Source organism: Geodermatophilus pulveris (assembly GCF_900188375.1).
Taxonomy (GTDB): domain Bacteria; phylum Actinomycetota; class Actinomycetes; order Mycobacteriales; family Geodermatophilaceae; genus Geodermatophilus; species Geodermatophilus pulveris.
This window is the reverse complement of the sequence record NZ_FZOO01000006.1, coordinates 141739-154092: the sequence shown is the minus strand read 5'-3', so window position 1 is coordinate 154092 and position 12354 is coordinate 141739. Positions and strand designations below refer to the sequence as shown.

The 12354-nt window shown below is 76.3% G+C and carries 13 protein-coding genes and 1 tRNA gene; 1 reads left to right on the top strand and 13 read right to left on the bottom strand.

The annotated features are described in order from the left end of the window. Positions 1-2: 2 nt before the first annotated feature. The 9 genes from folK to dacB all read right to left on the bottom strand — a co-directional run bounded on the left by folK (position 3) and on the right by dacB (position 8860). Positions 3-509, bottom strand: coding sequence for a 2-amino-4-hydroxy-6-hydroxymethyldihydropteridine diphosphokinase (gene folK / locus CHB98_RS13770; protein WP_089306175.1), 507 nt, complete (start codon positions 507-509; stop codon positions 3-5). After that, entirely contained in the window at positions 506-892 is a 387-nt protein-coding gene (folB, locus tag CHB98_RS13765; protein WP_089306174.1) for a dihydroneopterin aldolase, read from the bottom strand. Before folB ends, folK begins: the two co-directional genes overlap by 4 nt. Next, positions 885-1745 (bottom strand): dihydropteroate synthase, encoded by an 861-nt coding sequence (folP, locus tag CHB98_RS13760; RefSeq protein ID WP_089306173.1) that lies wholly within the window; start codon positions 1743-1745, stop codon positions 885-887. The genes folB and folP overlap by 8 nt, the downstream gene beginning before the upstream one ends. Before the next feature lie 7 nt (positions 1746-1752). After that, positions 1753-2316 (bottom strand): GTP cyclohydrolase I FolE, encoded by a 564-nt coding sequence (gene folE / locus CHB98_RS13755; protein ID WP_218822365.1) that lies wholly within the window; start codon positions 2314-2316, stop codon positions 1753-1755. A 65-nt stretch (positions 2317-2381) separates the two neighbouring features. After that, complete coding sequence (gene ftsH / locus CHB98_RS13750; protein WP_089306171.1) at positions 2382-4364, bottom strand: ATP-dependent zinc metalloprotease FtsH; 1983 nt, start codon at positions 4362-4364, stop codon at positions 2382-2384. 336 nt (positions 4365-4700) lie between these two features. Continuing rightward, positions 4701-5285 carry a hypoxanthine phosphoribosyltransferase gene (gene hpt, locus CHB98_RS13745; RefSeq protein ID WP_089306170.1) on the bottom strand — a complete coding sequence of 195 codons (585 nt, stop codon included), beginning with the start codon at positions 5283-5285 and terminating at the stop codon, positions 4701-4703. After that, positions 5282-6304: a tRNA lysidine(34) synthetase TilS gene (gene tilS, locus CHB98_RS13740; protein WP_089306169.1), complete on the bottom strand. Its 1023-nt coding sequence runs from the start codon at positions 6302-6304 to the stop codon at positions 5282-5284. Before tilS ends, hpt begins: the two co-directional genes overlap by 4 nt. Further along, the gene (locus tag CHB98_RS13735; protein WP_179224499.1) at positions 6305-7390 is read right to left on the bottom strand and encodes a zinc-dependent metalloprotease; all 1086 of its coding nucleotides are present in this window, start codon (positions 7388-7390) and stop codon (positions 6305-6307) included. Positions 7391-7441: 51 nt separating this feature from the next. Further along, a complete protein-coding gene (gene dacB, locus CHB98_RS13730; protein WP_245821147.1) occupies positions 7442-8860 on the bottom strand; it encodes a D-alanyl-D-alanine carboxypeptidase/D-alanyl-D-alanine endopeptidase in 1419 nt (472 codons plus the stop codon). Between the two features lie 55 nt (positions 8861-8915). On the opposite strand from dacB, the gene CHB98_RS13725 reads away from it, so the two are divergent. Next, positions 8916-9410, top strand: a complete 495-nt coding sequence (locus tag CHB98_RS13725; RefSeq protein WP_179224498.1) for an inorganic diphosphatase — start codon at positions 8916-8918, stop codon at positions 9408-9410. A 91-nt stretch (positions 9411-9501) separates the two neighbouring features. On the opposite strand, the gene CHB98_RS13720 is transcribed toward CHB98_RS13725, so the two are convergent. The 4 genes from CHB98_RS13720 to tmk form a co-directional block, all read right to left on the bottom strand. Beyond that, entirely contained in the window at positions 9502-10245 is a 744-nt protein-coding gene (locus CHB98_RS13720; protein WP_089306166.1) for an SAM-dependent methyltransferase, read from the bottom strand. 76 nt (positions 10246-10321) lie between these two features. Next, positions 10322-10394 (bottom strand) — tRNA-Thr (locus CHB98_RS13715). A 58-nt stretch (positions 10395-10452) separates the two neighbouring features. Next, a complete protein-coding gene (locus CHB98_RS13710; protein ID WP_089306165.1) occupies positions 10453-11613 on the bottom strand; it encodes a DNA polymerase III subunit delta' in 1161 nt (386 codons plus the stop codon). Then, positions 11610-12263 (bottom strand): dTMP kinase, encoded by a 654-nt coding sequence (gene tmk, locus CHB98_RS13705; protein WP_245821146.1) that lies wholly within the window; start codon positions 12261-12263, stop codon positions 11610-11612. The genes CHB98_RS13710 and tmk overlap by 4 nt, the downstream gene beginning before the upstream one ends. Positions 12264-12354 lie beyond the last annotated feature (91 nt).

Sequence of the window (12354 nt, the reverse complement as noted above, 5' to 3'; positions counted from 1 at the left end):
CCTCACTGCAGGTGCTCCCAGCGGACGACGGCCGCGACGTCCTCCGGCGGCAGCGCGGCCAGCAGGTCCCGGACCGCACCGCGCCCGGGCAGCACCGCGCCGGGGTCGAGGGCCGCCCACGGCACGAGGACGAAGGCGCGCTCGTGCGCGCGGGGGTGCGGGAGGGTGAGCGCCGGCTCCTCGGACAGCACGGGCCGGCCGTCGTCCCCGGTGACCGTGACGACGTCGACGTCGAGGGTGCGCGGCCCGAAGCGGACGCCCCGGGTGCGCCCGGCGGCCTGCTCGAGCTCGTGCGCCCGGGTCAGCCAGCCGGCGGCGTCGCGGTCGCCGCGGACGACGACCACCGCGTTCAGGTAGGGCGGCTGCTCCACCGGCCCCCACGGCGGCGTCTCGTACAGCGTCGAGCGGGCCACCAGCACGCCCTCGTCGCGGAGCGCGGTGATCGCGCCCCGCAGGGCGGCGGCGCGGTCCCCGAGGTTGGCGCCCAGCGACAGGACCGCGCGGCTCACGAGCGGGCTCGGCGGATGGTGACCGTGACGTCGTCGAAGGGGACGCCCAGGTCGGCCTCGGGCTTGTGCACGGAGATCTCGACGGCGTCGACCAGCGGGTCGGCCAGGCAGACGTCGGCCAGCCGCTGCGCGAGGGTCTCCAGCAGGTCCACCGGCTCGCCGGTCAGCACGCCGTGCAGCGCGCGGGCCAGCTCGGCGTAGTCGACGGTGTGTTCGAGGTCGTCGCCGGCGGCGGCCGGGGCGGTGTCCAGCTCCAGGACGGCGTCGACGCGGAAGGTCTGCCCCGTCCGGCGCTCGGTCTCGTACACGCCGTGGTACGCGTGCGCGGTGAGCCCGCGCACGGCGATCCTGTCGGGGCGGTGGGGCGGGTGGGTGTCAGGCACCGCGCGCCCCCTCCCCGCGGGCCGCGCGGACGGCGGCGACGGTGCGGACGGCGTCGGCCGACGCCGCGGCGTCGTGCACCCGCACCCCCCAGGCGCCGACCTCGGCGGCCAGCACGGTGGTGGCCAGGCTCGCCGCGTCGCGCTGCTCGGCCGGGCGCAGGGTGCCGTCGGGGGCGGCGAGCAGGCGGCCGAGGAAGGACTTGCGCGAGGCGCCGACGAGCACCGGCAGGCCCAGGCCGACCAGCCGGTCCAGGCCGGCGAGCAGCCGCCAGTTGTGCTCGGCCCGCTTGGCGAAGCCCAGCCCGGGGTCGAGGACCAGCTGGCCGGGGTCCACGCCCGCGGCGACGACGTCCTCCACCCGGGCGGTGAGCTCCGCGCAGACCTCGGTGACCACGTCGCCGTACTGCGCGGCGGCGTACATCTCGCGGCTGTGCCCGCGCCAGTGCATGAGCACCCAGGGCACGCCGGCCGCGGCCACCAGCTCGGCCATGCCCTCGTCGGCCAGGCCGCCGCTCACGTCGTTGACCAGGACGGCGCCGGCCCCGAGCGCGGCCTCGGCGACCTCGGCGCGGGTGGTGTCGACGCTGGCGCGCACGCCGGCGGCGGCCAGCTCGCGGACCACCGGCAGCACGCGGCGGCACTCCTCGGCGGCGTCCACCCGGTCGGCGCCGGGCCGGGTGGACTCGCCACCGACGTCGACGTAGTCGGCGCCGGCGGTGTGCATCGCCAGGCCGTGGGCGACGGCGGAGGCGGTGTCGGCGAAGCAGCCGCCGTCGGAGAACGAGTCGGGCGTGACGTTGAGGACCCCCATGACCACGCAGTGGCCGGGCCGCAGGAGCGGGGTGGGGCTCACCCGCCCGTCACCGGCGGACCACGAGGCTCATCGCCTCGTTGCGGGTGGCGATGCTGTCCTTGAAGACGCCGCGCACCGCCGAGGTGACCGTGCGGGAGCCGGGCTTGCGCACGCCGCGCATCGCCATGCACAGGTGCTCGGCCTCGATGACGACCAGCACCCCGCGCGGCTTGAGGACGTCGGCGAGGGCATCGGCGATCTGGCTGGTCATCCGCTCCTGCACCTGCGGGCGGCGGGCGTAGACCTCGACCAGCCGGGCGAGCTTGGACAGCCCGGTGACCTTGCCGTCCTGGCCCGGCACGTAGCCGATGTGCGCCATCCCGTGGAACGGCACGAGGTGGTGCTCGCAGGTGGAGTACATCGGGATGTCCTTGACCAGGACCAGCTCGTCGTGGTCCTCGTCGAAGGTCGTCGACAGGACGTCGGCGGGGTCCTCCCACAGCCCCGCGAAGGTCTCCGCGTAGGCGCGGGCCACCCGGTCGGGGGTGTCCTGCAGGCCCGGGCGGTCGGGGTCCTCGCCCACGGCGATCAGCAGCTCCCGGACGGCGGCCGCGGCCCGGGCGTGGTCCACGCCGGTCCGCGGCCGGTCCGGTCCTCGCGCCGGGCCGGCGCCCCCCTCCCCGTCGGGGAGCGCACTCACCGCTGGACGGGGGCGCCGACGTCCCCGACGGGGTTGCTCGGCTGGGCGACGTGGCCGTTGCCGTTGCGGGCGGCTCGCTCGGTGGGGGTCAGCACCGGCGGCTGGTCGGAGGGGGTGCGCTTGCCGAAGCCGTTGTAGGGCGCCAGCGAGGGCCGCTTGGTGACCGGCGCGCAGATGCGCGCCATGTCCTCCTTGGACAGCGTCTCCTTCTCCATCAGCTCCAGGACGAGCTGGTCGAGGACGCTCCGGTACTCGACCAGGATCTCCCACGCCTCGTCGTGCGCGGCCTCGATCAGCGCGCGGATCTCGGCGTCGATGTCGGCCGCCACGGCCTCGGAGTAGTCCGGGCGGGACCCCATGTCGCGGCCCAGGAACGGCTCGGAGTCGGTGCTGCCGTACTTGACCGCGCCGAGCTTGGCGCTCATGCCGTACTGGGTGACCATCGCCCGCGCCATCGCGGTGGCCTTCTCGATGTCGTTGCCGGCGCCGGTGGTGGGCTCGTGGAACACGAGCTCCTCGGCCGCCCGGCCGCCGAGGGCGTAGGCGAGGGTGTCGATCATCTCCGAGCGGGTCTGGGTGTACTTGTCCTCGGTCGGCAGCACCAGCGTGTGCCCGAGCGAGCGGCCGCGCGGCAGGATCGTCACCTTGTGCACCGGGTCCAGGTTGGGCAGTGCGTGCGCCACCAGGGCGTGGCCGCCCTCGTGGTACGCGGTGACCTTCTTCTCCTTCTCGCTCATCGCCCGCGTCTTGCGCTCGGGGCCGGCGACGACCCGGTCGATGGCCTCCTCGAGGACCTCGTCGGTGACCACCGTGCCGTTGTTGCGGGCGGTGAGCAGCGCGCCCTCGTTGAGCACGTTGGCCAGGTCGGCACCGGTGAAGCCCGGCGTGCGGCGGGCCACGGTCTCCAGGTCGACGTCCGGCGCGAGCGGCTTGCCCTTGGCGTGCACCTCGAGGATCCGCTTGCGGCCCTCCAGGTCGGGGCGGTCGACGGCGATCTGCCGGTCGAAGCGGCCCGGGCGGAGCAGGGCGGGGTCGAGGATGTCCGGCCGGTTGGTGGCGGCGATCATGATGACGCCGCCCTTGACGTCGAAGCCGTCCATCTCGACGAGCATCTGGTTGAGCGTCTGCTCGCGCTCGTCGTGCCCGCCGCCCATGCCGGCGCCGCGGTGCCGGCCGACGGCGTCGATCTCGTCGACGAAGATGATCGCCGGCGCGTTGGTCTTGGCCTGCTCGAACAGGTCGCGGACGCGGCTGGCGCCGACACCGACGAACATCTCGACGAAGTCCGAGCCGGAGATGGAGAAGAACGGCACCCCGGCCTCGCCGGCGACGGCGCGGGCCAGCAGGGTCTTGCCGGTGCCGGGCGGGCCGAACAGCAGCACGCCCTTGGGGATCTTCGCGCCCACGGCCTGGAACTTGACCGGGTTGGCGAGGAAGTCCTTGATCTCGTGCAGCTCCTCGATCGCCTCGTCCGCGCCGGCGACGTCGGCGAACGTCGTCTTGGGCGTGTCCTTGGTGACCTGCTTGGCCTTGGACTTGCCGAAGGCCATGACCCCGCGGCCGCCGCCCTGCATGGAGTTGAACAGCCAGAACAGCAGCAGCAGGAGGATGACGAACGGCAGGAAGCTGATCAGGACGCTGACCAGGACGCTGTCCTGGGACACGTTGGTGTCGAACCCGGTCTCGCTGCCCAGGCCGCGGGCCAGGTCGAAGACCTCGTCCTCGGCGCCGATCGGGTAGGACGCGGTGATCCGGTCGTTGCCGTCCACCGGGTCGGCGAGGGTCAGGTCGATCGTCTGCTCACGGTCGTTGATCGTGAGGTCCTCGACGTTGCCACCCTCGATCTGCTGGAGCGCGGTCGCCGTGCTGACCTCCTGGAACTCGCCGTTGCCACGGAACAGCGAGGAGAAGGCCAGCGCCAGGATGACGACGAGGACGACCCAGAACCACACGGAGCGGAAGAGCTTCTTACGTTCCATACACCGATGCCGGGCGGCCGGGGGTCCAGCCTGTCCCGTCCACCCTCCTGATCGTCCGGGGGACGCTCCAGCCACCCGGGCGGGCACCCTGGCGCTCGGTGCAGCGTCGTTGCGATCGACGGTACACCGGGGAGTCCCCGCGGCAGCCCTGCCGGGACGGGGTCCCGCGGGTCGACCCCCCGGCGGGTGGGGCCTTCACATCGCGGTCCTACCGGACCGCCACCGCGGCCAGGTGCCGTCCCCCTGCTGCGCGGAGCCCCGCCCGCCCCTCCTCGCGGGACCCTCCGGGCCCCACTCGTCAGGACGCCCCGCAGGGCGCCTCACCTCGAGGAGGTGTCACTGGTACACCTCGGGCTTGAGGGTGGCGATGTAGGGCAGGTCGCGGTAGCGCTCGGCGTAGTCCAGGCCGTAGCCGACGACGAACTCGTTGGGGATGTCGAACCCGACGTAGCGCACCGGCACGTCGACCTTGACCGCGTCGGGCTTGCGCAGCAGCGCGCACACCTCCAGGGACGCCGGGCGCCGGCCGCCGAGGTTCTTCAGCAGCCAGGACAGCGTGAGCCCGGAGTCGATGATGTCCTCGATGACCAGGACGTGGCGGTCGCTGATGTCCCGGTCGAGGTCCTTGAGGATGCGCACGATGCCGGAGGAGCTGGTGGCCGAGCCGTAGGAGGAGACGGCCATGAACTCCATCTGGGTGGGCAGCCGCAGGGCGCGGGCGAAGTCGCTCATGAACAGCACCGCGCCCTTGAGGACGCCGACCAGCAGCACCTCGCGGCCGGCGTAGTCGCGGGCCACCTGGTCGGCCAGCTCGGTGATCTTCTCGGTGATCTGCGCCTCGGTGAGCAGGACGTGGTCGATGTCGGGGCCGTAGCCGTGGTCGTTGCCGAGCTCTGCAGGAGCGCTGGCGGACTCACTCACGGGCGGGACTCCTCGCGGGTCTGGGGTGCGTCCTGGGGAGGGGCGCCCCGCGCTGCGGGGGGCGACAGCACCAGCCTGCCAGACGTGCGGGTGGCCCCCGCACCGCCGGGGAGGTCCACCCGGCCCTGCCCGCGCCAGCGTGTGACCAGCACCTCGACGGCGTGCAGGTGGACCGCCTGCACGTCCGGGACGCCGCCGTCCCGCAGCCACAGGCGCAGCACCCGCCGGCGCAGCGCGGCGGGCAGCTCCCCCAGCTCGCGCGCGGGCAGGCCGCCGCCGGCCAGCCGGGCCAGCTCGGCCACGGCGAGCCCGTCGAGGGCGTCGAGGTCCTCGCGGAGCAGGTCGGCGGTGCGGGCGAGCGCCGGCGCGACGCCGCCGCCGAGCACCTCCTCCATGAGCGGCAGCAGCTCGCCGCGCACCCGCGCTCGCGTGTAGCCGGGGTCGGCGTTCCAGGGGTCGTCCCAGACGGGCAGCCCCTGGTCGGCGCAGGCCTGCCGGGCGGTGGCCCGCCGGACGGCGAGCAGCGGGCGCCACCACACGACGCCGTCGGCCGTCCGCTCGCGCACCATGCCGGCGACCGAGCGGGGTCCCGAGCCGCGGCCCAGGCCCAGCAGCACGGTCTCGGCCTGGTCGTCGAGGGTGTGCCCGAGGGCGACGCGGGCGCCGAGCCCGGCCGCCGCCTCGCCCAGCGCCGCGAGGCGGGCGGTGCGGGCGGCGCCCTCCGGACCGCCGTCGGGGCCGACGGTCACGCGGCGGACGAGGACCGGGTCCAGGCCCAGGCCGCGCAGCAGCTCCGCCGTCCGCGCGGCGCGGTCCGCGGAGCCCGGCTGCAGCCCGTGGTCGACGGTGACCGCCCCGACGGGGACGCCGGCGCGCGGCCCCTCGGCGGCCAGCGCCGCGGCCAGCGCGACGGAGTCCGCTCCCCCGCTGACCGCGGCCAGGACCGGCCGGTCACCCGGCCGCAGCCCGGGCCGCACGGCGGTCCGCAGCAGCGCGACGGCCCGCGGCGGGCCGGCCACCTACGCCGGGACGGCGGGCCGGCCGTGCACCCGCTCGACCCAGCGGGCCGGGTCGGTGAGCTCCTCGATCCGCGGCAGGGTCTCCGGCCCCTCCCAGACGCGGTTGAAGCCGGCCATGCCGACCTGCTCGACGACACCGCCGACGAACACCCGGCCCTCGGCGTACTGGCGCATCTTCTGCTCCAGGCCGAGCAGCCGGCGCAGCACGCGGTCGACCGGGCCGCGGCCCTTGCGGCGCTGGGCGAACCGCTTGCGCAGCGTCCGCACCGACGGGACGACGTCCGGGCCCACGCCGTCCATGACGAACTCGGCGTGCCCCTCGACCAGGCTCATGACGGCGGTGACCCGGTCGAGGACCTCGCGCTGCGCGGGGTCCCGGACCAGTGCCATGAGCCCGGCGTCGTCCCCGCCGTCGACGCCGCGGGCGGCGTCGGCGACGCTGCGCAGGACGTCGCCCAGCCGGTCGCGGAGCACGTCGGGGTCCAGGTCGGTGACCTCGACGAACTCGGCCATCTGCGCCTGCAGGTGGTCGGTGAGCCAGGGGAACGCGGTGAACTGCAGCTGGTGGGTGACCTCGTGCAGGCACACCCAGAGCCGGAAGTCGGTGGGGTCGACGCCCAGCTTGCGCTCCGCGTCGACGATGTTCGGCGCGACCAGCAGCAGCCGCCCGCCGGTGCCGAACACCTCGTACTGGCCGAGCACGCGGGAGGCGAGGAAGGCCAGCACGCCGCCGGCCTGCGCGCCGGTGACGCGGGAGCCGACCGCGCTGGCCAGCGGGCCGGGCCGCCGGTCCTGCTTCTCGGCGAGGGCGTCGACCAGCGGGTCGAGCAGCGCCGACATGCCCGCGGTGTTGGCGTCCACCCAGCCGGGCCGGTCGACGACGGCGACCTCGGGCACCGGGCCGCCCGGCAGGGGGCTCAGCCCGGTGAGCCCCTCGACGTGCGCGACGGCGGTGGCGGCAGCCTCGTGCAGCTCGCGGACGACCGCCGCGGCCTCCTCGCGGGTCGTCTCCGGACCGGGGCCGGCCAGGCGTCGGGCGGTGCGTCCGGCGAGGTCCCAGTCGACCATCCGTACAGGGCTGCTCATCGGCCTCACGTTACGCGCGGCGGGGTGTCGCCGACCCCGCCCGGCGGGCTGCTAGCGGCAGCCGCAGGCGGCCAACGCCGCGGCGACGTCGTCCAGCGCGGCCTCCGCGGCCTCGCCGTCGGACGGCGCGGAGTCGGCCACCACGGCGAAGACGAGCAGGCGGCCGTCGGCGGTGACCGCGGTACCGGCCAGGCCGTGCACGCCGAGCAGCGTGCCGGTCTTGGCGCGAACGGCGCCCGGCGCGGTCCCCGGGTCCTCGTCGCCGCGGTCGAACAGGGTGCCGTCGTAGCCGGCGACGGGCAGCCCGGAGAGGACGGCGGAGGCGCCGGTCAGGGTGCCGTCGGCGGCCCCGGCGAGCAGCCCGGTGAGCACCGCGACCGGCACGCGGTCGCCAGCGGACAGCCCGCTGCCGTCGGACAGGGCGACGCCGGTGACGTCGACGCCCGCGCCGGCCACGGCGGCGGTGACCGCCTCGCCGGCGCCGTCGAAGGTGGCCGGCAGGCCGCGGGCCAGCGCGACGTGGCGGGCCAGCGACTCCGCCAGCAGGTTGTCCGACTGGGACAGGGCCTGCTCGACCAGGCGGGCCACGGGTGCGCTGCGCACCGTGCCGAGGGTCCGCGCGCCCTGCGGCGCCTCGCCCGGCGCCACCTCGGCGCCGGGGACGCCGAGGGCGACGGCGAGCGCGGTGCCGGCGTCGGTGCCGGGCCGGCCGCTGCGGGGGGCCTCGCCGGGGCGCACCCGGGCGCCGTCGACGGCGACGGCGGTGACCGGGGCGGCGTAGGTCGAAGGCGCGTCGCCGGGTCCCCAGCCGGTCGCGGTGAGCGGGCCCTCGAACAGCGAGCCGTCGACGACGACCCGGGTGACCGCGGTGCCGGCCGGGAGGGCGGCGCGCACCTGGGCGGCGAGGTGGGCGACGGTCGGGGCGCCGGGGTAGGTGAGCGAGGGAGCGGTCCGCGACAGGGTGGGGTCGCCGCCGCCGACGAGCACCACCTCGCCGGGTGCGGCACCGGAGACCACGGTGGTCGCCAGGGTCGCGTCCGGACCCAGGGTGGTCAGCGCGGCGAACGCGGTGAGCAGCTTGGCGGTCGACGCCGGCGTGGAGGGGGCCTGCGAGCCCTGGTCGAGCAGCACCTCGCCGGAGGCGACGTCGACCACCCGGGCCTCGACGCCGGCGCCCAGGGCGGGGGCGCCCAGCAGCGGCGCGAGCTCGCCGGCGAGGACGGCGGGGTCGGGTGCGGGCGCCTGCGGGGAGAGGGCGGCGAGCACCGGGGCGGCCGCCGCCACGTCGGGCAGCCGGGCCTCGGCCGCGGCGACCTCGGTGGGCGTGCCGCCGCCGTCCGGGGCGAGCACGTACCAGACGCCGGCGGCGACCACGAGCAGCAGCGCGAGGGTGCCCAGCAGGAGGCGGCGGCGGAGCCGGGAGTACCTCGGCGTGACGGTCGCCGACCTGCTGGACGCGATGGTGCCCACCCCCCGGAACGACCTCCGGCGGTCCTCCGGGGTCCGATCCGCCACACTACGTCCCGTGCAGTTCGACGTGACGATCGAGATCCCGAAGGGCCAGCGGAACAAGTACGAGCTGGACCACGCCACCGGACGCATCCGCTTGGACCGGATGCTCTTCACCTCCACCCGCTACCCGGCTGACTACGGGTACATCGAGAACACCCTCGGCATGGACAGCGACCCGCTGGACGCCCTCGTCCTCCTCGAGGAGCCGACCTTCCCCGGGTGCCTGATCACCTGCCGCGCCATCGGGATGTTCCGGATGACCGACGAGGCCGGAGGGGACGACAAGGTCCTCTGCGTCCCGGCGACGGACCCCCGCATGGCCCACCTCATCGACATCACCGACGTGTCGGAGTTCGACCGGCTGGAGATCCAGCACTTCTTCGAGACCTACAAGGACCTGGAGCCGGGCAAGTCGGTCGAGGGTGCGGAGTGGGTCGGCCGCGAGGAGGCCGAGGCGGAGATCAACGCCTCGCTCAAGCGGGCCGAGGACGCCGAACCCCACCACTGAACCGCCCTGGCCCCTCACCGAGCGGCCGCCGAGCGCACGACCGGAGACCGACGGCGGCGCACCCCGACCGGGTGCGCCGCCGTCGGCGTCCTCAGGTCGGGTCGTGCAGGACGACGGTGAGGAAGCCCAGCTGCCCGCGGTGGCCCGCCAGCCACTGTGTCCGGTGGGTGCGGGCCAGGTCCAGGGCGGCGGCCCGCTCGCCGTCCGGGGCCTCGCCCAGCGCCCACTCGGTGAGCGCCCCGGTCCAGCACCACTCGTACTCGTCCCACTCCGCCGTCGTGCTCAGGTGCCCGTAGCCGGGCTCGAAGCCGGCCTCGCCCACCGCGGCCAGGAGCCCGGCCAGGTCGGGCAGCTCCCCCGGTGCGGCACCGAGGGCGGCCAGTGCCGCCGGGGTGGGCCCGTGCTCCCAGAAGCCGTCGCCGAGGAGCAGCCGCCCGCCGGGACGCAGGTGGCGGCGGACGGCGGCGAGCGTGCCGGCGAGCCCGCCGAACGCGTGCGTGGCACCCACGCAGAGGACGACGTCGACCGGCCCGCCCGCGTGTCCGGCGGCGTCGCCGTGGACGAACTCCACCCGCCCGGTGAGCCCGCGCCGCCGGGCCTCGGCCCGGGCCGCGTCCAGTGCCGGCGCCGACGTGTCCACCCCGACGCCGGTGCACCCGGGGGCCGCGGCCAGCAGCCGGAGCAGCCACGCGCCGCACCCGCAGCCCAGGTCGAGCACCTCCCTGGCGCCGGGCGGCACCAGCCGCGTGAGCAGCCGGTGCAGGCCGTCGTCGGACACCGGCGCGGCGACGGGGTGCCAGCGGTGCGCGACCGCGCGGGCCAGGTCTCGATCCACGAGCCGGCATCCTGCTGGGCCGGGCCGCCGGCCGTCGCGTGGTTTCAGCCGGCGCGGCCGGGTCGAGGGGGGTGGGAGCCGCCTGTCGGAATCGAACCGACGACCTTCTCATTACGAGTGAGATGCTCTACCGACTGAGCTAAGGCGGCGGACGTGCGCGGCCAGCTTACGGGACGGCCGTGCCCCCGGGTCGCGGGCCCCGGCGGGTCAGGACGGCAGGCGCAACGCCACGGTGAGCGCCTCGACGGCGACCTGCGGCTTCACGTTCTGCTCCAGCGCCCGGCGGCAGGCGAGCACGGCGTCGATGCGCCGCAGGGCCCCCTCCGGGCCGATCCGCCGGGCCAGCTCCTCGGCGTCGGAGCGCCGGTCGGGGTGGTTCAGCGGCAGGCGCTCCGACGGCGCGGCGTGCAGGACCAGCGCGTCCCGGTACAGCCCGGCGAGGTCGACCAGCGCCCGGTCCAGGGAGTCCCGGCCGATGCGGGTGGCGCGCGACTTCTGCCGCTTCTCCAGCTCCTTGAGCTGCCCCGCCCCCCGGCTGGCGGCGGCGACGCCCGGCCCGCGGGCGCCGACCCCCAGGCTGGCCTTGAGGGCCTCGGTCTCGGCGCCGTTGAGCGCCCCGGTCGCCGCGTCGGTCTCCTCCTGCGCGGTGCCCACGAGGTCGTCGGCGGCACTGAGGCAGGCGGCCAGCGACACCAGGGACAGCGGCACGTCGAGGACGGCCTTGCGGGCCATCCGCGCGTCCTCGTCCCGGGCCAGCCGCCGGGCGCGCCCGACGTGGCCCCCCGAGGCGCCGGCGGACCAGGCGGCCAGCGCGGGGTCCACGCCGTCCCGGCGGACCAGGACGTCGGCGACGGCGTCGGCGGCGGGGGTGCGCAAGCCCACCACCCGGCAGCGGGACCGGATGGTCACCGGGACGTCGTCGGGGTGCAGGCTGGGCGCGCAGAGCATGACGACGGTCCGCGGCGGCGGCTCCTCGATCATCTTGAGCACCGCGTTGGCCGCCGACTCGCTCATCCGGTCGGCGTCCTCGACGATGATCATCTGCCAGCGGCCCTGGGTGGGCGCCCGGCCGGCGACCCGCACCAGCTCGCGGGCCTCCACGACGCCGATCGACAGCCCGTCCGGGACGATGACGGTGACGTCGGCGTGGGTGCCGGAGAGCACCGTGCGGCAGGCGTGGCAGGTGCCGTCGCCGCCGTCCGGGCACTGCAGGGCCGCGGCGAACGCGCGGGCGGCGACCGACCGCCCGGAGCCCGGCGGGCCGGTGAACAGCCACGCGTGGGTCATCGCCGCCGGGTCGGCGACCGCGGCCCGCAGCTCGGCGACGACCGCCGGCTGGCCGACCACCTGGTCCCAGACCCCGCTCACCGCGGCTCCAGCAGCGCGCCGACCCGCGCGCGGACGTCGGCAGCGAGGTCCTCGACGGCGCGGGTGGCGTCCAGGACCAGGTAGCGGCCGGGCTCGGCGGCGGCCAGCGCCCGGAAGCTGTCGCGGACCCGCCGGTGGAACCCCAGCGACTCCGACTCCAGGCGGTCGGCGGCCGCGCGGCCCCGGGCGCGGGCCAGGCCGGTCTCCGGGGCGAGGTCGAGCAGCACGGTGAGGTCCGGGCGCAGCCCCCGGGTGGCCCAGCGGGACAGCGCCGCCACCTCGTCGAGGTCGAGGGTGCGCCCGGCGCCCTGGTAGGCCAGCGAGCTGTCCACGTAGCGGTCGGTGACGACCACCTCGCCGGCCGCCAGGGCCGGGTGCAGGACGGCGTGCGCGTGCTGGGCGCGGTCGGCGGCGTAGAGCAGTGCCTCGGCGCGGGGGGCCAGGCCGGTGTGCGCGCGGTCGAGCACGATCGCGCGGACGGCGGCCCCGGCCGGGGTGCCGCCGGGCTCGAAGGTGGCCCGCGCCGCCCGGCCGCGGGCGGCCAGCCACTCGCACAGCAGCCGGACCTGGGTGGACTTGCCCGCGCCCTCCCCGCCCTCGAAGGCGACGAACAGCCCGCGCGGCGGGTCGGACGGGCCGTCGGCGGACACGGGGATGGCGGGCTCCCGGGCTGGTGGGTGGCGGTGCGCCGCCGACGGTACCGGCCGCCGCCGACGGTGCCGGGGCGACCGGCCCTAGGGT

Coding starts and splice junctions, on each gene's coding strand:
- CHB98_RS13735 (WP_179224499.1), bottom strand. CDS start 7,390: ATGAGCAGCCCTGTACGGATGGTCGACTGGGACCTCGCCGGACGCACC.
- ftsH (WP_089306171.1), bottom strand. CDS start 4,364: ATGGAACGTAAGAAGCTCTTCCGCTCCGTGTGGTTCTGGGTCGTCCTC.